The 24,784-nt window shown below is 41.0% G+C and carries 21 protein-coding genes and 1 pseudogene; 17 read left to right on the forward strand and 5 right to left on the reverse strand.

Going from position 1 to position 24,784, the window contains the following annotated elements; genetic code table 11:
• The first annotated feature begins 25 nt into the window (after positions 1-25).
• From EC604_RS23235 to EC604_RS31080, 7 genes and pseudogenes are all read left to right on the forward strand, one after another.
• On the forward strand, positions 26-217 hold the full coding sequence (locus EC604_RS23235) for a hypothetical protein (protein ID WP_161557019.1): 192 nt from the start codon (positions 26-28) through the stop codon (positions 215-217).
• Between the two features lie 134 nt (positions 218-351).
• Positions 352-681, forward strand: a complete 330-nt coding sequence (locus EC604_RS23240) for an ArsR/SmtB family transcription factor (RefSeq protein WP_123066413.1) — start codon at positions 352-354, stop codon at positions 679-681.
• Positions 678-2,114: an arsenic transporter gene (locus tag EC604_RS23245; protein WP_123066414.1), complete on the forward strand. Its 1,437-nt coding sequence runs from the start codon at positions 678-680 to the stop codon at positions 2,112-2,114. The genes EC604_RS23240 and EC604_RS23245 overlap by 4 nt, the downstream gene beginning before the upstream one ends.
• Positions 2,115-2,116: 2 nt before the next feature.
• Positions 2,117-2,542, forward strand: a complete 426-nt coding sequence (gene arsC / locus EC604_RS23250) for an arsenate reductase (thioredoxin) (protein ID WP_192895148.1) — start codon at positions 2,117-2,119, stop codon at positions 2,540-2,542.
• A gap of 1 nt (position 2,543) precedes the next feature.
• Complete coding sequence (locus EC604_RS23255) at positions 2,544-3,020, forward strand: protein-tyrosine phosphatase family protein (RefSeq protein ID WP_123066416.1); 477 nt, start codon at positions 2,544-2,546, stop codon at positions 3,018-3,020.
• Positions 3,021-3,548: 528 nt separating this feature from the next.
• Complete coding sequence (locus tag EC604_RS23265; protein WP_205127947.1) at positions 3,549-4,073, forward strand: hypothetical protein; 525 nt, start codon at positions 3,549-3,551, stop codon at positions 4,071-4,073.
• Between the two features lie 999 nt (positions 4,074-5,072).
• Positions 5,073-5,195, forward strand: a pseudogene (locus tag EC604_RS31080) (IS3 family transposase); the annotation flags it as partial.
• Between the two features lie 124 nt (positions 5,196-5,319).
• On the opposite strand, the gene EC604_RS23275 reads toward EC604_RS31080, so the two are convergent.
• The 4 genes from EC604_RS23275 to EC604_RS23290 form a co-directional block, all read right to left on the reverse strand.
• The gene (locus tag EC604_RS23275) at positions 5,320-6,810 is read right to left on the reverse strand and encodes a PIN-like domain-containing protein (RefSeq protein WP_123066418.1); all 1,491 of its coding nucleotides are present in this window, start codon (positions 6,808-6,810) and stop codon (positions 5,320-5,322) included.
• A 1,263-nt stretch (positions 6,811-8,073) separates the two neighbouring features.
• A complete protein-coding gene (locus tag EC604_RS23280; protein WP_123066419.1) occupies positions 8,074-11,901 on the reverse strand; it encodes a hypothetical protein in 3,828 nt (1,275 codons plus the stop codon).
• Positions 11,902-11,917: 16 nt separating this feature from the next.
• Complete coding sequence (locus tag EC604_RS23285; RefSeq protein WP_123066420.1) at positions 11,918-16,090, reverse strand: hypothetical protein; 4,173 nt, start codon at positions 16,088-16,090, stop codon at positions 11,918-11,920.
• Positions 16,091-16,369: 279 nt separating this feature from the next.
• Entirely contained in the window at positions 16,370-16,939 is a 570-nt protein-coding gene (locus tag EC604_RS23290; protein ID WP_161557020.1) for a peptidoglycan-binding protein, read from the reverse strand.
• A gap of 623 nt (positions 16,940-17,562) precedes the next feature.
• Here EC604_RS23290 and EC604_RS23295 point away from each other — a divergent pair.
• The 7 genes from EC604_RS23295 to EC604_RS23325 all read left to right on the forward strand — a co-directional run bounded on the left by EC604_RS23295 (position 17,563) and on the right by EC604_RS23325 (position 21,724).
• Positions 17,563-17,802: a hypothetical protein gene (locus tag EC604_RS23295; protein WP_123066422.1), complete on the forward strand. Its 240-nt coding sequence runs from the start codon at positions 17,563-17,565 to the stop codon at positions 17,800-17,802.
• A 465-nt stretch (positions 17,803-18,267) separates the two neighbouring features.
• On the forward strand, positions 18,268-18,942 hold the full coding sequence (locus tag EC604_RS23300; RefSeq protein WP_123066423.1) for a hypothetical protein: 675 nt from the start codon (positions 18,268-18,270) through the stop codon (positions 18,940-18,942).
• Positions 18,943-19,465: 523 nt separating this feature from the next.
• Entirely contained in the window at positions 19,466-19,789 is a 324-nt protein-coding gene (locus EC604_RS31085) for an abortive infection system antitoxin AbiGi family protein (protein WP_123066424.1), read from the forward strand.
• Positions 19,790-19,806: 17 nt separating this feature from the next.
• Positions 19,807-20,043 (forward strand): abortive infection system antitoxin AbiGi family protein, encoded by a 237-nt coding sequence (locus tag EC604_RS23310; RefSeq protein WP_123066425.1) that lies wholly within the window; start codon positions 19,807-19,809, stop codon positions 20,041-20,043.
• Between the two features lie 151 nt (positions 20,044-20,194).
• Positions 20,195-20,413: an abortive infection system toxin AbiGii family protein gene (locus EC604_RS31090; RefSeq protein ID WP_151458113.1), complete on the forward strand. Its 219-nt coding sequence runs from the start codon at positions 20,195-20,197 to the stop codon at positions 20,411-20,413.
• A complete protein-coding gene (locus tag EC604_RS31095; RefSeq protein ID WP_123066427.1) occupies positions 20,407-20,550 on the forward strand; it encodes a hypothetical protein in 144 nt (47 codons plus the stop codon). The genes EC604_RS31090 and EC604_RS31095 overlap by 7 nt, the downstream gene beginning before the upstream one ends.
• A 700-nt stretch (positions 20,551-21,250) precedes the next feature.
• The gene (locus EC604_RS23325) at positions 21,251-21,724 is read left to right on the forward strand and encodes a hypothetical protein (protein ID WP_151458114.1); all 474 of its coding nucleotides are present in this window, start codon (positions 21,251-21,253) and stop codon (positions 21,722-21,724) included.
• 352 nt (positions 21,725-22,076) lie between these two features.
• On the opposite strand, the gene EC604_RS23330 is transcribed toward EC604_RS23325, so the two are convergent.
• On the reverse strand, positions 22,077-23,681 hold the full coding sequence (locus tag EC604_RS23330; RefSeq protein ID WP_275670051.1) for a protein-arginine deiminase family protein: 1,605 nt from the start codon (positions 23,679-23,681) through the stop codon (positions 22,077-22,079).
• A gap of 101 nt (positions 23,682-23,782) precedes the next feature.
• Here EC604_RS23330 and EC604_RS23340 point away from each other — a divergent pair, with 101 nt between their 5' ends.
• The 3 genes from EC604_RS23340 to EC604_RS31105 are packed head-to-tail and all read left to right on the forward strand — an operon-like array spanning position 23,783 to position 24,784.
• On the forward strand, positions 23,783-24,388 hold the full coding sequence (locus tag EC604_RS23340) for a hypothetical protein (RefSeq protein ID WP_123066431.1): 606 nt from the start codon (positions 23,783-23,785) through the stop codon (positions 24,386-24,388).
• Between the two features lie 50 nt (positions 24,389-24,438).
• Positions 24,439-24,633 (forward strand): hypothetical protein, encoded by a 195-nt coding sequence (locus EC604_RS31100; protein WP_430538862.1) that lies wholly within the window; start codon positions 24,439-24,441, stop codon positions 24,631-24,633.
• Positions 24,578-24,784, forward strand: coding sequence for a hypothetical protein (locus tag EC604_RS31105; protein WP_430538863.1), 207 nt, complete (start codon positions 24,578-24,580; stop codon positions 24,782-24,784). Before EC604_RS31100 ends, EC604_RS31105 begins: the two co-directional genes overlap by 56 nt.

Genomic DNA, 24,784 nt, shown 5'->3' on the forward strand with positions numbered 1-24,784 from the left:
TAATTAGTTTATAACTATTCTTGAGGTGACTATAATGAAGGGCACACTTTTGTATACCGCAGATGCAATCTTAGAGCAATGGCATGTAAAGGTGTATCAGCATAATGAATTATTAGATCAAGGTGGAGTCATTGCGTATCAAACGAAAGATATAGTTAAGATGAAAGCTGGTCATTATTTTATGAAGTCAAAATGTGAATTTTTAGTTCGAGAGTAAAGTCGGTAATCTTTATTGCCGACTTTTTTGGTGCACTAAATCTCCTTATATTCGTTATTTCTTATATAAGTGATTTATTATATACTTATATCATTAAATGAAGCTGACAAGAATAATCACAGGGGGGTGTACGTATGGAGCAAAGCATTCAGGAAATGGCTGAGGCGTATAAGTTATTAGCTGATAAAACTCGTTTGACCATCATTGCGCTACTTCAGGAACAGGAACTTTGTGTATGTGATATCACAGACATTATTGGCATGTCACAACCAAACGCCAGTCAGCATCTTCGAAAACTAAAGGCAGCCGGTCTCCTTAATGAGAAGAAAAAAGGACAGTGGGTGTACTACTCTCTGAATCCAGATGCAGAGGCATATGTTCAGTGTGTGTATCCGTATCTGCCATCCATGAAAGATAAAATAGCAGGATTGAAAAACTGCTGCGGTCCTCAGGAGGAAGCATGACCATTATCGCGATTTTAATCTTTTTGCTGACACTGACTTTTGTGATCTGGCAACCCAAGGGACTTAATATTGGATGGTCAGCGTCAGCTGGAGCTGTCCTTGCTCTTCTTTTTGGAGTTGTGAGTCTATCCGATGTAGGTACGGTCACAGGAATTGTATGGAACGCCACGCTTGCTTTCGTAGCTATTATCTTAATTTCGCTAATCTTAGATGAAATCGGATTTTTTGAATGGGCTGCACTGCACATGGCAAGGCTGGCAAGAGGTAATGGCAAGCTGATGTTCGTTTATGTGGTGCTGCTTGGAGCAGCAGTGGCAGCGTTCTTTGCAAATGACGGTGCCGCACTGATATTAACACCCATTGTGCTTGCCATGGTCCGAGCGCTCAAATTTGATCAAAAGATGATTTTACCTTTTATCATCGCAAGTGGTTTTATTGCAGATACAACTTCACTTCCGCTCGTCGTTAGTAACCTCGTCAATATCGTTTCTGCGGATTACTTCGGTATTGGTTTTGTGGAGTATGCAAGTCGTATGATTGTTCCGAATTTCTTTTCAATATTAGCGAGTCTTCTGGTCTTATTCTTGTTCTTTAGAAAGAGTATTCCAGGCAACTACGAAGTCAGTCAGCTCAAAAAACCAGCTGAAGCGATCAAGGACAAGAAACTGTTCAACGTATCTTGGGTGATTTTAGCCGTGCTACTGGTGGCGTACTTGATGAGCGAGTTCATTCAAGTTCCGGTGTCTGTTATCGCTGGGGTTATAGCCATCTTGTTTATTTTAGCTGCAAGGCGGAGTCACGCTATTCAAACCTGGAAGCTCATTAAAGGGGCTCCATGGGCAGTCGTGATTTTCTCTATTGGTATGTACGTCGTCGTTTATGGACTGCGAAATGTGGGATTGACGGATGAACTTGGTAAGGTAATTCAAGCTATTGCCGACCAGGGACTCTACATCTCCACACTTGGCATGGGCTTTCTAGCTGCCGTATTGTCATCGGTTATGAACAATATGCCGACGGTGATGATTGATGCGCTTGCTATTGACGGAACCAGCACGGAAGGTGTCATTCGGGAATCGCTGATTTACGCCAATATTATCGGCAGTGACTTGGGTCCCAAAATTACACCGATCGGATCGCTCGCCACACTTTTGTGGCTACATGTACTGTCCCGTAAGGATGTAAAAATCACATGGGGAAGTTATTTCAAAATTGGAATTGTGCTCACTATCCCAACGCTCTTTATCACGTTAACAGGACTGTATCTGTGGATATACCTGATCCATTCAACAAATATAAACGTTTGGTTAATAATTGCCGTAATGACAGTAGCATTGGTTGTTATTGCTATGGTCATAAAAACGTTGGCTAATTCAAAAATGAGGGAAGCCAAAATACAAGTAAACCATATCAAGGATAAAGGAGATCAATAATCATGAACAACAAACCACTTGTTTACTTTTTGTGTACAGGAAACTCTTGCAGAAGCCAAATCGCCGATGGATTTTTAAAGGCACTTGGTAGTGACAAATATGAGGTGAGAAGTGCTGGATTAGAGGCGCATGGCTTAAATCCTCGTGCTGTTCAAACGATGAAAGAAGCTGGAATCGATATTTCGAATCATACATCGGATGTGATTGATCCTGAGATTTTAAAACAAGCAGACTACATCATCACGCTTTGTGGTCATGCTAACGATAATTGTCCCGTTGTACGTAATGACAAAGCTGAAAGATGGCACTGGGGCTTCGATGATCCAGCCAAGGCGACAGGTACAGAGGAAGAAATCACAGCTACATTCGCTGAGGTTCGTGATTCAATTAAAGCTCGTATCGAGCAATTCTTGAAAGAAGATAAGTAAAATGGATTACGCCGAAAAGAAATACCATGCACTTATCGCTGAACGAGTTTTTATGGGCGGAGCTGCTGACGTAAAGGCAATGGTTCTTAACGAAGGTATAGAAGTCGTGGTGGATCTTCGAGAAGAAGCAACAGAGTGCGCGTATCCAACAGATCATGTGAAGTGGGTAAAGGTTCCGCTTGATGACGATACGAAAGAACATGAAGCCGAGCTTTTCAAACAAGCCATTCATGAGGTTGTTGGAGCATATAATGCTGGCAAGAAGGTCGCCTTTCATTGTGGTGGAGGCAAGGGTAGAACGGGAACTGTTGCAGCTGGCACTCTGTTAGAGCTAGGGTTAGCCAATACAATAGAGGATGCTGAACTGAAGGCAAAAGGCATTAGAAGTATCATTAATATTAAGCCAATTCAAAAGGAATTATTAAATGAAATATTCTTAAATAAGGCTTTTAATCGTTACGCTAACGGGAAGCAATAGCATAATAAAACTAAGAAAGCAGCTGATCAATGTGATCGGCTGCTTTTCTTCAACTAACGCCAGCGATTGTCAGGATTGAGTAGGCTGGCAACTGCAGGACCAATGTCGTCAGGTACAACCACACGATGACCAATGGTGTAAAGGTGAATAAACAAATATTACTAGTAAGATAGCGTTGTGCAACTGATTATATTATGATCATAGGAGGAAATAAATTACAACTTGGTATGTAGAACAAACACTGGCAATTAAACTAGTCCGTTCTTCAGAAAGGATTGAATATGAAACCATTTATTTACTGGATTACCAAAGAAAACCTTACATTGAGAGAATACGTAGTTATGTGAAAATATATAAAGAACGCTTGGCTACACATAGTTCAATAATATAGAAGAAGAGTCGGAGCAAGAAACTAAAAAATATTGTTCGGAAATAGGTTCCTATTTCAATCCAGATCGAGATGATCCTGCTGATTTTGCGGAGAGGGCTCGCGACTTCGGTTTTGATTACTGGCAAACCTTAAATCTGATGAAGTACAACACCTATATGATGACTTTAGCCACACTATATCAGGTATGGGAGCAGCAAGTTCGAGAATTATCTTTTGAGGAAATTACTCGACATCATCATTTTGTAGATAAAAAAGGTATGAAGCTGGAATTCAAAAATTTTTGTACCACATTTGGAGAAATAAAAAACCTTTTTTTGAACAGCGATTGGCAACCGACTTCTGTAACATCCTGGGATACAATTAACGAGCTCCAATTAGTTCAAAATGTGATTAAACATGGGGATGGGGCCGCGGCTGATCAGTTAAAAAGTATTCAACCTGGTTATTTTAAAGAAGTTAATGGGACGTTGATTATGGATCTATATAATAGCACGCTCAATGAAATTGCCTTATCCATCCCTAATACGGCAATTGTCGAGGGACAAGAACATGGTCCCATTGAAGTCGCTAATTTAGCGGCTTTTTTATTTTATCGGTACAAGTTCTTGTCCTTGGCTAGGGACAAGAACTTGTACCGATTGCCGAAAAGGACAACAACATGAGCCGATTACCGATTAGATGCATATCTAAATAATGAGAACATGCACTTAAAACCTCAATCGGAACTTTCAAAATGCAGTTGGACAAGGCGATTCTGGTTGGGGGATCTATCCAAAACGTTAATGTACCCTTGGATCATGCCCGTGAATATCCCTTGATCCTAAGTTGAGGCGCAAATGAATTTGCGGCTTTTCATATCTCAACAATACTAAATGACTTGTTTAGTAATCATTCAATCTAGTTACGTAACGCTAACTTTAATGCTCGCACCGACGCTTGTCGTCCGGTATATATTGAAGCATAAGTGTTGTAATATGAAAAAGCCAAGACTTATCTTGTTGTATACTCCCCTCATAGTAGACAGTAGAAGAAACAAAACTTTCTACTTCTACTATGGAGAGAAGTATTTCTAATGTCAAACCGAAGTCAGGTGTCTAATTAAGCGAAGCTACGCGCGGTGAAGCAGTGCCTTGCGTTGGAGTCTGGCCAAACCAGGAAGCCAAGCAATTAAGATGTAGTGCGTATACGATCAGACAATGGATATGGAAATATAAAGAAGAGGGCTTGCACGGATAAGTGAAATCGAGAACTTGGCATAATACAAGAACTACATGGTGAAAAGGGATATGCTGTTGCGGCATTGTGCGCATTACTCCAATGGTCTACCGAAGTGACAGAACTGAAGTATGGAAAGGGGCGTAAAGCGTATTTAAGTGACTTGATTGATGTATAAGATAACTCGATTGTTTCATGGGTACTGGGTCATTTCCAACAACAATAAACTCGTGATGGATACGCTGACAAAAGCATACATCAAGAATCCAGATGTGTCCCTATGATCCAGAGCGACAGAGGGTTTCGGTACACGTCTCATGAGTATAAAAGCTCCAAGTGAAAGTATGGATTTACAAAGATCATGTCTCGTGTAAGTCGCTGTTTGGACAACCAGCCAATCGAACGAATTTGGGGTACGTACAAGTCAGAAAAATTATTACCTTACGAAATATGACACCTATGAAGGTCTGTATAGCGCAGTTCGTCGTTACATGTGTTACTACAACAACTGCCGTTACACAGAAAGTTTGGACGGCCTGTCTCCGGGTGAATACCGCAGAGCAGCATAACAAAATACCTTAGCACGTCATCCGAGCTAAGGTATCTAACGGACCATTTTTTAGTTTTTTTACTGTCTACTTGACAGGGAGCGTTCATTGAGCATGTCGTGATTTTTTCAATTAATTTTATAAATCAATCACAGTCATTGCACAGTGCGCCATTCAGTGTACCTTTATCGTATAAGGTATTACATCCAAAACAATAGTCATACAAGTTCTTATGATCTTCACATACTCCATCTCCGGATTTTGTTTGATAGACCACATCTGAATTACAGTGGGAGCAGCTATCGTAATAGCCGTCCAGGTGGCTACTTGTTTCCTTGTAACGGCTAATACCGAATCCACCAACGGTAAACTTCGAAGTTCCAGCCTTGATTGAAATCTCATCATCATTATTTTCTAAAGAGAATTCCACTGAATAGTTACCATTAATATAACATTCACCTCCAGTTAATGTGATTTCCTCACCATAGAAATACGAACTAACTGCAATATCAACTTTAGTCGCAAAATTTCCGTGAATAAATGCTTGATCATGATGATAATCGATTGATTCTACAGTGAGATTTACATTAGTAACATCTGCCGGGTACCCGGTAATTTGTACATCTGTAATAGCGTCATCGATGAAAGGTTGAAGATCTCCACTATGGATCATATAGGTTTCTAAATCATAGTTGCCATTCAGAATTTCACTCCAATCTTCTCCATAAAACAGTTCTTCAATTAAGCTTGCTGAGTATTGTTCGAGAAACATCAAATGGTTATCAATTTCGATTTGGTGTAAGTTAGAAACATATCTCAAAAGGTTCTGACCGGTTAACAGTATGAATTTTTCCCCAACAGTTTCACTGAATTCTTGCGAAAGTTCATAACGTGCACACACTAATTGTTTATCTTCTTTCACCCACCAGTCTTCTTTTGTCTCATCAGTGACCAATATTACACTTTTGTTCTCTGACTTAGCCTTATTAAGAGTTTGTTTCCATATAATCAGATCTCCAAATTTATCTTCTTTAGTTGAATCTTTCGCATCTTTTTCTGTATCAATGTACCCTGGTGGAATTGAATATTTAAAACGGATCTCTCCTTCTTGATACAATGAAATAGTTTCTGCAATGGATAAATTTTTCCCTATTGAACCAGAGTTTGCTAATTCATGTACGAATTTCTTTACAGCATCTTCTTTCAAAACCTCTTTATTATCATCAATCTGATGCTTAATACTGTCTTCATAATCGATTGTAGCCCTATGCATTTGATCAATAAGGCCAGTGATTTGACCTTTGAGCTCATCAATAAGTGGATATCTTAACTCCAAATATTTAATGAATTCACCTTCGATTATATTCTTGTTTTTCTCAATTGAACTTTGAATTTGTTGCAGAAACAACCGATACTTGTTAAAATTACGACCATGTGCTTTTTTGTGGTTTTTTTCAAACTCTTTAAACACTTGTGCGGGTAACCAGAGTTTATCTTTAACTGAATTCAGTACCTCAATATACTGAATAATTACTTCCGGAGGATGCTTATACAAACGTAGGAGAACGTTTGTATCAAGTACGATCAACGGATCCGATTCCCAAACCTCACTGAAATCATTGAAGTTATCATTCAACTATTATCTCCCCCATATGGATGATACAATTAGACAAGTTCATTGTAGCAGTTATATGTAAATATATCTAATTTGTGTCACTCTTCTATCCGAGGTCAGGAAGAGGTTCGATTGAAGAGTTTGCTACTTTAGATGAAAATCATAACTGCTCACCACATTAAGTTCTCTATGGAGGATTAAAATGAGTAAAACGAATGAAGAGTTTATTAAACAACAGAGAGTTGGCGACCTCCGAAAATGAAACTCATGGCTCCTTCGTCAGAGGGTGGTCCTGATCGCGAAGTTACCGTTGTTTACCAGCGAAAGGCAAACTATGGTACGCCGTCATTCCTCAAAGATAAATAAACGATTTTTATTGAAAAGCCAGTGTTTAAATGCTGGCTTTTTCTTTATATGTGATAATGAATTTATCAAGAAATGTTGATGTTTGCCTCAATCAATTTATTTTGAAATAGAAAGCTTTTCAACAAAATAATTCTTAGTTGCGTAATAATAGTTTAATACATGGTAAATTAGTATAGAACGTAACAAATTAGAAGTTTTGAATGAGATTTTACCGTTCAAGCAAGTGTGGATCACTTATTTTCAGAACTCATTTAGCTTGATGAATTTAGGTTGAAGGAATTTCTAGTAGAATTGAATTCTATACAAGTTAAAATGAATAATTTAGTATTCTTAAAAATCTTGGATTGGATGTTCTGCTTGATAATGGGGGGGGGTATCAGCCAGTACTCCATAGCAGAAATATCTTCACACAGTTTGTATATTAAACCATATTATGAGATGATAATAGACACATTTATCCATATAACGCGACCAACTTCTTATACGCTCTACTCTTTACTTTGAATAAAACATAAATTTTGTACAGCTGGCAACCAAAACTTCAGATTTTCTCAGATCAGAGCTAATAGTGGCCACAGAAGAGAGGAAAAGGCCAGAGCAAAGTATGAGTGTGAGTCTCTTTTGAGCGACTAATGGCTAAAGGATGGATTATTATCAATAGACCAGCATCAGCGCTTGAAAGTATTTCCACTGGAACTATAATCCCATCTAAAATCACCCAAAATATACATTTAATTATTTCAATGAGATAGAATACGTCTTAAACTTCTGTTCAATAAAAATACCACCCCCTAGGATTTCATCGTTTAAACACGTAGGCTTTTCCAATGTCCATTCTAAGGGGGTTCAATCCACAACCGAATTCATCGTTATATCCCATTTTATGAAGAAAACCGTGATCGTATCTTGCCTTTGCCTTTAGATCTCATATTCAACCGAACAGACAAGACGCATTTCAATGTTATTAGGAGCATCCCCATCGACTTCGTGGCGCTCATACTCACATACGATCAAGTTGTACGGTTTATCCCCGCGAGGACTAGGCAATGTAATTTGGCCAGTCCATGTTTCTGGATTCTCAATTGGTGCTAGATAATAAGTGAAGTTGGGAACCGGCAGCCATCCCTGCTCAGGTTTATGCGGATCCATGGTTTGGAGCTTTACCACAACTGCCCCGATTAATGGGCCACCAGGAGTAGTACCAGACAAACTAATATTAAACTTGCGCGAGTCGTTTGGATCCTCCTGGAAAGTGACTAGTCGGTGGGAGGGTGTCTGTATAAAATCCAACAACACCACAGGTGAAAGGTGAGCTCCATTTAAAGACATTGGTTGATAGCGTGTCAGAGCCAAACGAACAAAAAGATCATACTCATCGTAAGTGTTAATATCCACATCGCAGTACCAGCGTTTGTAATCTTGGTCATATTGTACAGTATGGCCCGCCACATGGATGTCCTTACCTGGTAATTCTTGTAGATCATTCACAGCATCCCGTAGAGTTGCTCGCTTGAAATCTTTAAGTTGGGGCAGGGGAGGGAGTGCTCGTGCTCCGCCGCTTCGGATACAATCTTTACCCCACTGCGTAATATAAGGTTTTGCTTGCGGTGGAATTTCGTTGCCTGGAAGGTCGGGCCAGAGAATGACTCCAAGTAATTCTCCTTCACCAGATGAGAACCATGGCCGGTCCAGATATATTCGCAGCCTGCCACCCTTTCGATGAATTTTTGTTTCACTCATGTCTTGTTCACGCTGCCATTCAAACCCGGGAACAGCATATAGAACGCTAGGAGCAGCAGGAGGGGCAGAATTAAAAATATCCAAAGTCACACTTTCTGACGATCGAGTGATTTCACCGGGGAGATACGAATACAGAACATGAACCGACTCCCCTTTTCGTATAGCACCAGTAGTTGTTCGGGTAATAGTTCCACTGCTGTAATCAATTGTATAATCTATTTTTCTCTCGTATTTGATTTTCTTGTCTTTGCTAAGCACGATCTCCGTGTTCTCAACGATATGCGTGTGTCTCAGCTTTACATCTTGAGAATGACTTAGCGTACACCAATCTTCATAAGGAGTGTGAAAGTACTCACTAAACCGGCTGGTGGCATCGGCAGTATAGGTCACCTGGCGGTATTTGGTGTCGCCAAATTCATGTCGGTAGACCAAGGGAACTTCGTTTTCAGAAGCATCTACTTTAATTTCACAGACATGAGCTTGGTGAGAAATCGTTATACATTGGGGCTCGGATAAAGCATCTACAGGCTCCTGCCAGCAAGCGTTAATATCGAGTTTTACGGTTGATTTACCATCCATCCCAATGGAGCCCTTTAAATTTACATAGGTCTGACTTTTTTCTCGATTTGCTACAGTTTCTTGAAAGACTGGCTCAATAAGTGGCTGCCTAACAGCATGCACGAGGGTTAGTTCTCGGCTAGGTGTTAACATCCAAAGTCGGCCTTCGAGTGCTAACCTTCTTAAATAATCACGAGTAGCCGCTGAGGGAAGCGAGGGACCTTTTTCTTCTATTATTTGACGAATCCCCATCAAGCCCCAGTCCTCTTCTGACAAGTAGGAGCTTAGTTGAATGGTCGCCGTTTCGGCCTTAGGCAAATAAACCTTTAATAATCGACGATGCGGATCCCAGTTAGGCTTTCCGGTACCCTCCTCAAGCCTCAGGCGGAAAGGCAGTGCCTCGAACCAATCACCTTCAGTGGTAAATGGCACCATCATTGTCTTGTCAACTCTCGACCCAGGTAGTCCTAGAAACGCGGCCCCACGTGAAATTGGATCAGGCAAATAGGGTAAACGGAGCTGCGACTCTTCGTGTGGTTCTGTTGAAAAATTGCCGTCTTTATTGATCATAATCTGGTATGCATTTGGATCCAAGCCTGAAGAAATATCAAAACATCCATGTTGTTCCGCCATCATTTGTGATACTTTAGGTGGTGCAATGTGGCGCTCATTATAGTCTTCAGCAGACGAGTTAAAATTACTTCTTATGATCAGATGGTGTACCGACTCACCTGGCCCAGTGTTCTTTCTTAAAACGACAACGGGAGATTCCACAGGTTCAAAGCGGTTATAGAACAATTCTCGGGTCTGAGAGGTGTCCTCAACTGACTTCGGTAGCGATTCATTCCAGTTTCGACTGTTACCGGCAAGATCTACAGCCCTCATCCGAAATCGATATGCGCGGCCGAATCGCAGTCTAGGGAGAGAGCCAGCAACAGGTTTGAAGTGGGTTTCCAATTGAAAATTGGTGCTTGCGTTATTGCTCGCCGATGCGACAGAATCCTGTGGGTCGATGACATTGCCAGGTCGCGGCGCTACCAAACTCCATCCTCCCCAAGTAAAGAGTGACTGGTGGAGATGAAGATCAGGAAGATCTTGGGGAGTTTTGTCTGCTGCCGTTGTTAGGCCCATGGAAATAAATCCCTCATCGGTGAGCCTAATTCTATGATTACCGAAGTCGTATTTGCCCTCCCTGCGGCACAAAGAATGCCAAGTTTTAGACTCAGAATCCCATACGTCGACGCGATACCCGCGAACCAATTGCTCCGCAAACAGTAAACCTCCTCCACTTTCGATGTCGGCGTTTAGTTCAACGCTATCATTAAGGGATAGGAATAGCTCTCTTGCTCGATCTCCGTGCACAATTGAGATACCATTTGAACGGAATGAAGGGAGGGCACTTCCTGTCGAGTGATCCCACTGTTGATTCTTCGCAACGTTCCGGATAAATTCCAGAAACTTAAGTGAAGTGCTGTCCGCATCTACCTGAATGACCGAATAGGGATCAACGTCTTCTACATTGTTAATTTGTGTATCAACCAATTGAACATATCCTTCTGATATCCCCGAACTGGCCGGAGTTGCTGTAAAGCTGTTATGGGTAGGGTCTATCGAATATTGGGTCTCAGGGCACCGATCTATGCTATCGTCAAATGTCGATGACCAACTGGGAAGGATAGCTACACTTCCGTTCAGAGGTATACCTGCTTCGAGATCCACTACTAGATCGAATACCAATCCCAATTCACGAAGCAATAGTGGATAATCTCCGAGACTCGAGATGACTTGGTGAAAATCGAGTGTCGGGATTCGAGGCTCTACTCTGGTAAAAGGATCACGTTGCGGATAGAATTGCTGCAACTGAACTAGATCTTTACGCCATTGACCAGTATCATCCCGGTCCTTTATTGATTCTCGTGGAAGGGCAAATCGTTCCCTAAGCATGTTGTTTATATCAACTTTGTCCTGATCGGTGGGAATGAGATCATTTAGATAACCCCATCGTTCTTCATCAAAGCGTGGGTGCTCAGTTGGATGTTTCTGAGCCACATCTTGGTAAAAACGTTTGATCAACCAAAGGATATTGCCAACAGGATAAGATCGGATCTGCCTCTTGTGAAAATTGTCAGGGTTAAATTCATAGGGCAGCACAGATGTTTCTGCTGGAAACAAATCTCTCCATAAATCCAATCGAGGTGTATTTACACTCGCAACAGTTGCCTTCAATGTAGGGCCTTTAGTAAAACGAATTGAGAATTCTCGATTTTTTTTCGGCCAAGTAAGGAAGTCTGGAAATTGCTGAAGCTCCAAAGTTCCATCTGGGCGAGTTGGTTCTGCAGCATCACCCATCAACCTCGGTGAGACCACGGCTGAAAGTCGTAGTTTCGGCTGATGGCCAGCTATTATCCCGTTCGGATGAGCTGTCCACAGCACAGTCTGTTTAAGCATATGAAATCCTCCTTTATTAAGTAAAGGCACTACAATATGAGTACCAGTCATCTTCATTAATCATCTCTTCGATGAGTGGGTCTCCATCAGTGCCCGAGAACTGCTTTTCCACTGTCAGGTCCAAACTCCTGGTTGTTAAAAGCAAATGTATCTTCACCGTCAATGTCGCTTGTCCCCATGCTTTACCAGGGTTACGATAATTTAGACTAAGATAGAATTCAGCAGAAACTGTGACTAACCCGAGTACTTGAAGCACTCCGCCGCAGCGCACATAGCCCGTGAGTTGGCAAATTTGCTTATCTGGGGCGACATTCTCCATCCTGTAGTATATTCCCGCCATTAGGTAAATTCCGCCACTAGCCACTCCTAGATCAAGCGCTTGATTACCGCCGAATTCCAGGGAGGCTTCAAGCAATTTGACAGGGTTTTCTTTGTCGAGCGACAACATTATGCCGAAGAAGCCGCCGCCTCCGAATGTTCCAACCGTAAGCACAAAAGGATTCTCCCTTGAAGCGAAAGCAAAGTAAAAAGTGGCGGGAGAACCATCAAAGGGAAGATCAAACCTGGTGAAAAATGTAAGGTTCTGAAGAGCCAGAATACCCAGAGTCACATTAGGAAGTGCCATACTGGAACTTACAGAAACCCCTGATGGTGTAACATCAATCCCTGAATCCTCCCCAACAGACTTCAGGAAATTCTGAAGGCTTGATACAAATTGCAGTGCGCCACCAAATTCAACATTTTCGATCTTAGGGGTAACTACAGGCTTTTGGCCGTTTCTTGCTTTAAAGGTCAATTCGCTGAAATGCAGAGTCAGGAATTGAGTTGTCTGGTCAGTCCCTATCAGATTAACCTTGAAATTACGCAACTCCCCGGTGACCTCATATGTAGATTCCGGAGGGGAGTGTTTCGTGTAAATCAAAGCAGAAAGTTTCATTGAGGTATCTTTGGTTACCTCAAAGATATGTTTCGAATCGGACTTCATTTGTGGCTCCAACTTATAGAGGGTCTCAATGGCTTCAGGCGCTCTATTTTTGTCTTCGTGTCCATTAACCTTTGGATAAATCACTCGGTTGGTCAATTGTGGTATACTGCCCGGAGATTCAGAAAGATTTACGTTTGATACAATATCTGTTAGTAGTATTCCTCCCAGTAATTTGGCTTCTCCAAGAATACTCCCAATAAGTTTCTCATCTAAACATTCCTTAATAGCATTTTCCGCTACTGGGCCATATGTGCGTGACAGACCTTTGATGGATAGAAAAGGCTTAATAATACCGCCTGCCTTATCTCCTGAAAAAGGAAAAGTCTTTGGATCAGTTAAGAGCGGCAGACATAAAAACACTTCTCCCGGGTTTTCTAACTTATTTTCGAGCCCCCATTGAAGGTAATTTCTATCATATTGAAAAAGTAAACCTTCATTACTGTCAAGATTGTTACTATCCGCACCTACGATCTGCTCAACTGCGGGAATTTTGACATCTGCAAGTTCCATAATGGGGTAAAATCCTGGTAAAACTTTTGTTTTCTCTGCTCCAAATGTTATGGAATTCACTACAAACTCAGTGTCCCCAGGTTTGCTCGTAGGTGCAAAGGATACTTTTTGCCCATCCAGTGACCGTTTTTTTCGTTTCGGACTGTATTCTGTAATAAGTTGGTCAACCATTCTTTCATCTTCTGTAGGATCGTTAGGATCGTTCTTTTTTTCTACAAAAGCAAGTGCTTGTGTAAATGATTTCCATTTTCCATCGTAGTCTTTTCCCTCCATTTGGAATAAAAAGTCTTCGTTACCCAACTCATTGTTATAAACCTGTATCCATGGTGTTACTTCAATAGGAGGTGTTTGGAGAGTCTTTACCCTAACTTGCGAAAATGGGAAATTACGGCCTTCATCAGGCATGCCAGGTGCTGGATAGAACCGTTCAGGTTCACGAACGACCACAATATCCCAAGAAATGAGATATGCTACCATTTCTTGTGAAGGGGAGAGCTGGCATCTGCGCTCGGTCAAAGTGATCTTGGACGCGCGATGGCCGGTAGGGAATAAATACCCCTCACGAACAATTTTGACATAGCAGTCGCGACCCATAGTAGCTCTGTGGGTCCAATTGCTTAAATTAGGAAGTGGAGATGTTGGATCATATGGCCAATTCCCCTCGATGTCTAACCAAGCTCCCAGTGAAGAAAGCATCATGTTGTTAACCTTGATAGCCTCAAGATAGTTCGATGAGTTAATAACAATATCTCTGCGATCTTCTTTTTTCAGCGACATCTGGAAAGGATTTTCTTCGTCCTTGTCCTTGCACCAGATTGCACGCACGGTACGCAAAGAAGTCTCCTGTTCATCGATACCATCCTTTGTTCGCACCCCTAGGCGAGTATGCCAGAGTTCGGTCATCCCTCCATGGGTTACTGGTTTAGCTGCATGTCCCCATCCTGCAAACCAGTTGGGAGAGAGGATGAGCCGGTAAGGAGCCTCAATTGCCGTATGCTCCACGCCCGGAGTCTCTGTTTCTTGCGCTGGTAGTTCAGGCACAAACAGAGGGTTAGACTCGTCTACGTTATATCCTGTTAGGTGACTAAGTAAGAGGTTAGGGGCGACTGGTGACGGCATGGCCGATGGGACGACGCTCTGTTCAAAGCTGCTCCAATTGAGAAGCGTCTCCAATGCATACGGAAGTTCGCTCACCGTTCTCGGAACACGGAAGGCTAGCCGGCTAGGTCCGGACATACGTACAGCTGCTGGTGGGTTTGGATATGTCGTGCCTTCCTGGACTGCTTGCTCCGCGATGTGTTGTGGGGGAAAATAGACAACCAGAAAGGCAGGATTGTCGAGCGACACCTGTTCCCAATGGGCGTGCTTGCCTCCGCCGGTTTGAAAGACCATATTCACAAAAGCGATTCGGAGGGACAGCAAATCTTTTGGACGAAGCAATGAAATCGTGAGATCCGACATAGCCAGAATCGGCGATGGGAGGTCCGGGTCGATCTGCAAAGCAGGCAGCCCTAATGCTTCTGTATTTGCAAAACCTGGATGCCGCTCGAATCCTGCCGGATATATGCCTAATACGTTGAAAGGCTTGGTTGGAATTGCCTCTACAATCATCCCCTTAAGGGGCGCGGCAAAAGATAACAGGGCCGGTGCAACAACGGCAGACTCAATACGCTTGTCCCTGGCGACTAACTCAAAACTGGCATCCTGTCCGTCACCTAAGAGCAGGCTGCACCCGCTCAGGTGGTACCAGATGGGCTCTGAGCTGAAGCGTCCAAATTGTGCAGCTTGCATCGTGCTCTCGTCAAAACCCATGGCATAGCGTACCTTGTAGAGAAGGAATGGATTTGGCATACCGTGAAGTCTAAGTTTCCAGATTCTCTTATCTTCTTGAGCTGGCTGGGCAACAAATGCTTGTTCCTTACTCCCATTTCCATTGACCGTTGTTTCTAAATGTAATTCATCATATAGATAATCCGGAAATTCAGGCGGTTCCACTTGCCAACCTTCTGGTAGCGTGATTGCAGGGGATAACGATGAGGTTCCCCATAATCGGTGAAAAGAGAATATGGTGCGCTGAGCTGGTGTCACTGCAAATAGGCTATCGTGATGTTGATCTGCCATCCCAAAAACAATTTCATCTGAATGGACAGATGCACCCAAATAGTGTAACCAAGCTATAGTCTGACCTTTCAGGCGGAAGATCCAACCAGGGAAAAACTCCATCATATCTGTGTACCCATCAAGGAACACTTCACCGTGCTTTCCAAGCTTACAGATCAAATCTTTATCAAAATCAACCCATTCACTAATAATTGGATGTTCTCCTGTTAACCATTTAGCCAACGAGACATGACTGTGGATTTCCCCAAAATCAAGCTTAAGGTCCATTAAATGAATATCGTTCTCAGAGTTAACCTCACAAATTAGATTTGCCGAAAGACCGGTTCCAGGGAAAAATGCGTTCTTAAGTTCCACACGGATCCTGTTTGGGGTAGAATCATCCACCTCAAGATTAGGAGTTCCGTCAAAATGTGATTCGTCAATCACCCATCGCTCTTGACCTCCGAGTAGAAATACAACCCGTTTTGGCGATTCAACTCTAACTTCCGGAATCTCCTCTGACAACGGAGAGGGGACTAACATGTTTGGATATCGCTGTTGTTTCAGGAATGTCGTATTCAGTTCTATGCTCATTTACTTAGCCTCCTTTGTCATTACTCTTTATCAATTTATTGCGTTATCTTATTTGAGTGCAGCCATTAGGGTCTTTAACAATCTCACGGAGATTAAAAGTTAATCCCAAGAAATAATTCAGTCAATAAACCTGTGGGCCGAACTGTACTTTAGACAAAACTGAAGATTGGAGAGAAAAGGGGGATTGGTCAACTGAATTGTCTCCCAATTTCAAAGATTTTTAATTGTTGGTTCCAATATGAAAGTGATCTTTATGATTTACATCTTCAACGAACTTACTTAACGACAAGCCATGTTGAGTATGGTAACGAATTTCTTTGACATTTGTATGATCTTGACAAATTTGCATGAAAAATTTCTGGATTTCAATCGACATAGTAGTATTTTGGTTGTCGCGATTGCGGAGTCGATCGTTTTACGATCATCATGCTTACTATGTTCTGGTGTATGATGACCATCAATAAGTGAACAATCGTTGATTTGCAATCTATAATTTGTTTGCTGAAAGAATTTATTTGCAATTTCTTTAAGGGTCTGACTTGTAGTCGTTGTAACCCAAGAGTGATCCAACTGGCAACTTTTTTCTACACCATCTGCACGTGCTCCATCAGGGGTATAATTATAATTGATAAGGGATTCAGTCTGACTAAGGACTCGTACCCACCCCATGGGAGATATACCAATCGCAGCTGCCATGTAGTTTCGGGACCTTGCACCGAAAATTCCATCAGCATCAAGACCGACCAGGGCCTGAAACTGCTTTACATTTGCTTCTGTATTGGCGTCAAACGTTGTTGCTTGTATTATCGATTTTGGGGATGTCTCCCCAAGCTGCTTCTTCTGATGCACCGAAAGTAGCACGGTACTCCTGCAGATTTTCCTTTAGGACTGAAACCATCTCATGTACATCGTTCAATCTATATGAAGTCTGCCATGTGGTAGTAAAGGCTGCGTTAGCGTTTGCATTACCTATAGCACAAATGTTGTTATGCGCAATAATTCCAGTTGTCATTGAGTTGTCCTTCTTTCATTTAGGAGTCAAAGCCATAGTTATTGGCACGATTATGAGCATGAAGCATAATCACTCCATTTACTAGCCACTTTGTCTTAACAAAAATTAGGTTATCCATGTGTCTCTTTATTAATACAAAATTAAAAAATTCATATTAGAGATAAGAACTTGAATCAATGATTACCGAATTGTAAGAACTTTTTCTAATGGCCTATCAGGTGTAAATCTAATCCGTTTTGTTTAAATAAAGGCTTCAAAAATACTACAAAATTTATTTATAATGTACCGAGAATATCGACCTAGTACATCCGCAATGAGCTTATCTGTAAAAATTTCCACAAAATAAGGGTGTTTTATGTATAAAAGATGCAAAAGATATCTCAAAGATTTTATAAATAGTTTTAACTTCAAGATTAATAAAACAAATTACAAAAACTTAAAACGATTAGGAGGATGAACAATGGAATTGAAGGGATCAAAAGAATCACATAAGGCTCATGATCATATTTTAGAAACTGGATGGCAGGTATTCTGTAATGATCCAAGTCACTTTGGGACATCATGGGGGAAGTGTTATAAGACCAGTGTGGAGGCATATGCGGCAAGGACAGCTCATGATAACGCCAAACATGGTACGGTAGAAACTGCAGGAAGCGTACAAGGAAGTTGCAGGAAACCAACAGGTGATTTTGGAGATTGATATATGATAGTACTACTAATGGAAATAAAATATGAAAACTAAAAGAGAGAATTGTTTTGTGAATTTGGATCACACAAATTGTCGAGTTAGTTAATTGTAAATCAAATTAATAAATGATCAAGAAGGGGCATTTCGCAGAACGAGAAAACCCACCGTAAGGTTGACGACCTTACGGTCGAGGGACAAGAACATGATCGCATTGAAGAGTCGCTATTTTAGCGGCTTTTTTATGTTATCGGTACAAGTGTGTCGTGGGACAAGAACCTCACCGATTTCCGTATTGGACAAGAACATGTTCCTAATGTAGATTAGGCGTATATCTAATTGTTATTTTGCTGTAAAAGGGAAGGTATGTCAGATAATTTGTCGAATTATTACAGCTAAAGATGTAAAGAACTGACATCATGGAATAACCGTAAAAGAAGATTATTCAAGAGATTGTGGTATTAGGAGTGTTGTTCAATAATGTTGTTTACACCAGATTATATTGAAAACTTACTAAGCACTTTAAGCGAAACATGGATTCCAAATGAACTAGCTACTCTTTACAGCAATTCCCGAACGGAAATGAACATCCGTGATAAATTCAACATCCAATTTGCTAAAGCTCTCAAAGACAATGACACATACTTTATTCAGCGTGAGTGGAAAAGAAGAGACTTGGCAATAATTCGGTATCAATATAAGCAGACAGAGCCGGTCGCTTTGTTTGAATTCAAGGCACGACATGCTTGGTTTATTGCTAGTACTGAACGAGGGAAAAGTAATGGGGAAAGTGGATATGATAAGGTATTTTACGGCGATTATGGTGTAAAAAATGGTGTAATACAGGATATCAATAAACAGGCTACATATTCAGAGAAAATCCCTTGTTACAATATTTTGATTGGTGTAAATCCTATGAGCAGAATTCCTGATAAATATACTGTTTTCAGTAAGGATTGCAAGGAAATCAAGCGTATTAACAAATCTTTTGATAAGTTCGGAAGCGCCGTGGAGATTAAGGAGTTATGTAATTCTAACGTTAAGAGATTTTGCGATGAACGAGATCACGATTTCTTTACTTTGGAGTACAACATTGGTAAGGCGCTCGACATAGAATGGGAAATGCTCTTATGGGGTATCTATAGGACTCCTTGATTCATTCTTATAAGAAATAAAGTATAGAAAAATATTCCACACGAGTTGGCTTAATGCTTTATATTAAGATTCCGATTTACATGGCTGATACACATATTCGTGAGGTGTTCATTATTGAAAGAGGTTGTGCCATTTGCTCCCACAGTATAGCTTCATTTTAAAACAGGAATACTAGTTTCTAAGGATTGACAATGAAGGGCGAGACCTGCTGGAAATAAAAAGAGGGCCATGGTAGGATTCGTGTAAAAATGAAAGGTCCGCAGAGATGCACTACAGAGAAGTTTACAATTATCTAGAAACCTCAGCAGGTATTTCTTGATAAAAATTTATCGGATTGGAATGTAGAGGAGATTTAGTGGTGAAATTCAGCGTGTAGAGTACATTCAAATTTGAAATCGAGTGAGTTTTGGACATTAAAATTTCGAATGGAAATGACGAAATCAGACCTCATGGATCCCGTGTGGTCGTTGATAAGGACCCTCAACAGAAGTCTTAACAAAGTGCTAATGTACTTTTTAATTTTATGACTGAATTACAATATCTAAAAAAAACTTTACAGAAGAAAGCTTTAATTCCTCGATATTATGAAGAAGATATATCGTATCTTAGTATAACTGGCTATGATAGAATAGCTTTTCCCATGAAGTGCTTTTGTGATATTCATCTAAACAAACTTGCTCCCCATATGGAGTTTTACGGCTATTATGGGATAGGTATCACTAAGATTTGGGGGATGTTTCAAGGTATACAACCTATACAGTACATAAATAGAGACTCGTATTTGGCTAAGGATTTTTTTACAATATTTTTTGAGGCAATTCACAGTGATGAGGAAAATGAACTATAAATAGGTATAACAATTATTTGTTAACCAATCTGTTGTTTATGAAGCCTTTGATCGGACCGATGCATAGAAATGATAAGTATGTTAACAAGAATTTTCATGATGAAAAAGAATGGCGATTTATTCCTAAATTCAATCAAACTGAAACAGATCTTTCATTGTTAATTCCTGAAGAGCAGTTAATTCCTCAAACAATCAACTTGTACTCTGACGGCATTTCGCAAAATAATGCTCTCTGTTTGCATTTAGATTATTAAGAAATAAAGTATTTAATAGTTAAGGATCCTTTTGATAAGGAGGAAATGATTAAATATATATTAGATGATTTGGATTTAGACATGACTGGGAAACTAAATTTAATTGCCAATATTTTAGTTTACAAAGATATATGGGAGGATTGGTAGTTTGATGTTTGCAAACTTTAGAAGTTCATTTAGAAAGGATAGACAACAAGTTACTATCCCTAAAGAAATTATCGCTTTTCTTAGTGGCCAACTACCTGAGAATTTCGAGTATACTAGAACTAATCATGAAGGCGCATTAGTCTTACAACCTAAAGATGTAGATAATACACCTATAAGCATTTCGTTTTACTACCTGATGAGTTCTAACAAGCTGAAATGCTAACTGAATATTTGTACCGAACACAAGAGAAGATTCCGATCACAGATGGTAAAGTAACGATAAATGGTGAGTCTTTTGAATTATCCGACTTAGTAAATTCCCATTCAATACAGAAGGATCTAGCGATATTCAGTTTGTAATTTCAGCTCCATCCTCAGAGACCGAATTCCCTATTACTATAGAAGGTGGGGGGGGTTACAAAAAAATTATGATACAGAAAAAACTTCATCCTAATATAAATGAATCCTTTATCTTTGAAAGTATTGGGTATCTACCGTTTGTCATCTCATATACATTAAATGAAGCGAACTCAGTATCAATGCTAAGTTTAAAATAGATATTGTTAAATCAGAAAGTGTTTCTGAGATCGTTGATAGTCTGCTTTTGTTTGATGCATGTTTAAATGGTAAATATTTTATTTTTAGTTAAATATTACATTTTTTTGATTCAGAAGTCCATGATAATGGAATTAAGAGAACAATAGCTTTTTGGAATAAAGTTATTGTATTAGAAAAATTTCTTGATGTTGAATTCATTCCCGAGTTACCTATATCTTAAGAAGATTCTATATGGTTCGGAAGGTTACACAGGTCTTTAATCGAGGGAAAACCCTACAAAGAATATATACAGTTGAATTCATTCACTCTTCATGGAACTCAACTAGAACGCTTGCTTGTATTCGCATATAACGCGCAACGAAGAGTTAATCGATGATCGTCCGCTCGTCAGACAACTGACGATGTGCGTCTGATCGATTTTCAAGCGATTTCACTTGGCATCGGGAATGTCGATCCAGCACCGCCGTTGTATGAAGAAGACTGCAACAGCCGGTAAAAATGTATGAATTGCAGGATTGTTGCGTATCCTAAGTCCGAAGCTAGCATGACAACGAATATGGAGGTTGACATCATGAAGGAACAGAACGGCCAGTCGTCTGCGGTCACGGACCCCAGACGACTGTTGAACGGAACAATCTTTAACGAAACACAGGAAGTTTTGATGGTTTTCGGAGGAGAGGGGCAAGGTGGCTTCGATAATTCCATTATTTCGCTTCAGCCGGGACAACATACTGTTGACGGTTTTGATTGCGATGGATTTTACCTGCCAAGTGATCGGACAGTCGGCCAAATTGTTGATACGGCGAAACAAGGTCCAGCAGCAGTGAAAATTAAAGACTACCAGACTATGAAAGTGACTCAGGACGGTAATTTCTATGTACTGGACACGCACAACTGGGGGGTATACCGCCAAGGGGAGCTAAACTGGGATATCCGGGATTACACTTACCAGCAAGTGAAAGAGTGGTCGGAGTAAGTATAGACGAAACAACTGTCGAGGGACAAAAACATGTTCCCATTAAAGTCGCTATTTTAGCGGTTTTTTTATTTTATCGGTACAAGTTCTTGTCCTAAGCTAAGGACAAGAACATAGTCCGATTACCGATTAGATGTATATCTAATTATTGGTATGCAGTTAAAGCTTATTAACTAATCCACTTGTAGCAGGAATTGAAATCATACAGAATGCAGGTATTGAGGTTGTTACCGGTTGAGGAGAAGATGTGAAAACGGAGCACGCTAACCTGCGGTGCTCCGTTTTTGTTGTTGTATATTTGATTAGAATTCAACGATTCTCGAAATCATTACAGTAAATTGTCGATTTTCTTTTATAAGTTGTACCCACCTTCAGGAGTAAATTCCCACCACTTAAGGTTGGCAAATGGTTTGCGAAGTGCATTTGTTCCGCAGTGTATCTCACCCAGCATCTCATGGTAACTGTACCAGTCATCAATGAATCGGACGTCCCGTTCTGGGAGCGCATTACGGAAGGCAAGCTCAAATTCGTCTTCCCCGTTTATAACAGGTCCATAGGGTTTGGGAACTAAACTCGTATTGTTGATCACCAAATGATTAACCATATCGAGGAAAAAAGCTGCCGTACGTTTGTCAATCGGCGAGCGTGGATGAAATAACACTGGAATCTCGATAATGTCCACATCGCTTAGGTCTAAATTCTCAATCAAGATTCGCCGGTTAATATCCATGCATTTTTGGAAGTACTTATTTTCGCTCCAAAAGTGAACATCAGACAACAGCTCTCGAACCGTTGTTTCCGCTGAAACACTCTGCCCGTCGCTACTATGGAATAGACCTTTGAACATTATTGTTTCGCCGTGACCTTCTTGAACCAAACGGTCAAGCACTGCTTTAGCTCGCATTGGAGAGGCAACTAACATTTTAAACCCTTTGTCGTTCGCCGCCGGAACGAAGCAGAGAATTTCATCTACATGGCCTACTGAAAGCCAATCTGTAAATATTTCAATCGGGCTTTGAACTTTTTGAGCGTGAAGAAGGTGACGCAAGTGCGGCATAATTTGACGGGCACCTTCCTGATAGTTTCCGTAAGCACGACCTCCGAAGATGATTCGCCCAAATGGGTAATGACGTCCCTTTACGGTAACGGGTGGACTTACTTCCAAGTTTCCGAACGAATCGAGTGAATTAGGGGTGCTTCCTCCTACCTGGAAGTGACCAAAATCAGGTCCTAAGATTCGTTTTTCCGGAAAATCGTCGAGACCTCTGTCTCGTGGGCTGTCAAAGACAACTGGCAAGCTGTGGGTGGGACCTTCGCAATATCCAATTTCGATCTCATCTTGTATCCAGCGATCGCCATTGTTTTCATCAAAGGGTATTTGGTGCAATGAGACGCCAAGACTGTTGCATGCGCTAGCAAGACCTTCGATAAATTTTGAGTTTTCACCTTCTTCAGTACCAGGAATGATACATGTAAACACCTCCTTGACAGGAAGTGTGTTCGGTGTCATGATCCAAGGTGCTACGCGGAAAACCACTGTGTCTATAGCGGCCGGTATACCTCCCGTCCGACGCAAATGTAATTCTAACGTGATCATTCCCTCAAAAAAGGGACCTGGTAGATCATAAGCTTCAATTAATAAGTTCTCTCCACGGGGATCCAGTGGTGTAGAATACGAAAGTGATTCTTGATTAGATTTGCGCCCCAGAATTGTCTCCATAGTTCCGTTGGCTTGCTTACGGAATACTGCGAAACGACCAGCTGTTTCGGGCGGGGTGTAGAGAATCAGTTCAATCCCCTCTGGCAAACTTTCCAAACCTGTAGGTCGAACAATTAGAGGAGAAAGTTCTGAGTGTTCATTTTGATTAGGAGAAAGGTCGGAACTGTCGCGGTCGTTGTTAACCAGTACAATTGCTCCAGGTTGACCTTTACCCCAAACCCAGTTTTCTCGGTTGATTTAGATACAGATCATTATCGGAAACATATTGTAGAGCGTTTGAAAACTGGTAAAGTGTTGAGTCAAATGCTCATAGATTTCAGATCCAGATGGGGGTAATTATGAGCGATCCTTATAACCGCGAGTCCGAACTGAAGGAGCGGTTTAACCGATTCGTCGCGGACAAAATAACAGGCAATCCCGAAGACTATTATTCTAAATTGTCAGTTGACGACTTTGAAGACCTTAAGACCACACTCAGGGACATCCACAATATCATAACTTACAGAACGACGATCCGCTTCATTGAATGGGTTAGTGAGCATTTCCCTTACGTCAGAGAAAATTATAAAGTTTATTTAGATCAAGTATTAAACACCAAGCCAAGCGAGAATGGATATGACCTTGTGGTCACAGGAGATATCAATGTTATAGCTGAGATAAAATGTAACAAGCCGATTATGAACGGCTTTAAGTTTGGTGCTCAACAGAAAACGGGTCTGATAAAGGACATCTATGGTTTACTTGTAGGTAAGACCAAAGTGAAGTCGATCAAGCCGGCTGAAGCATTCAAATTCTTGGTGATCTATGATTTTGGTGACCATACACTACTCGCCGCGCAGCATCTAATCAAGAACCTTTCGGCTGATCTGAAGGACAAAGTTTTACTATATAAAGAAGAAAGCGTATTGGATCTAGACAAGGTATATATTGTGTTTATTAAGTAACACGGATCGTAGAGTTAATAATGAACAAGAAATGAGTTGCAGAGATTACAATGGACTATTTAGATCAATACAATCTCCGCCAGCATAAGGTAGCTGTAGATGCCGCTGTCCGTGCAGGTGTAGGCTTCATCGTCTATACCAGCGTAGTCGATGCTGAGAACAGCTCCCTGTTCCTTGCGCCAGTATACCGTGCCACAGATATCCGTGAATACGGCATTCCGTATGCTTTCATGCGCAACAACTGATCTGGAGGAGAACGAAGTCGGCTCCATTCAGGCCGTGAAGGCCGGCGCTCCTTGGCTGACCTCAGCAGAAGACGGCAAGGTAGGCTGGGCTACGCGCAGTGATTATGCTAAAGCAGTAGCGGCTGAATGGATTTTGTTTTCTTTAAATTAG

It is taken from the genome of Paenibacillus amylolyticus (genome assembly GCF_003719335.1).
Lineage (GTDB): Bacteria > Bacillota > Bacilli > Paenibacillales > Paenibacillaceae > Paenibacillus > Paenibacillus amylolyticus_D.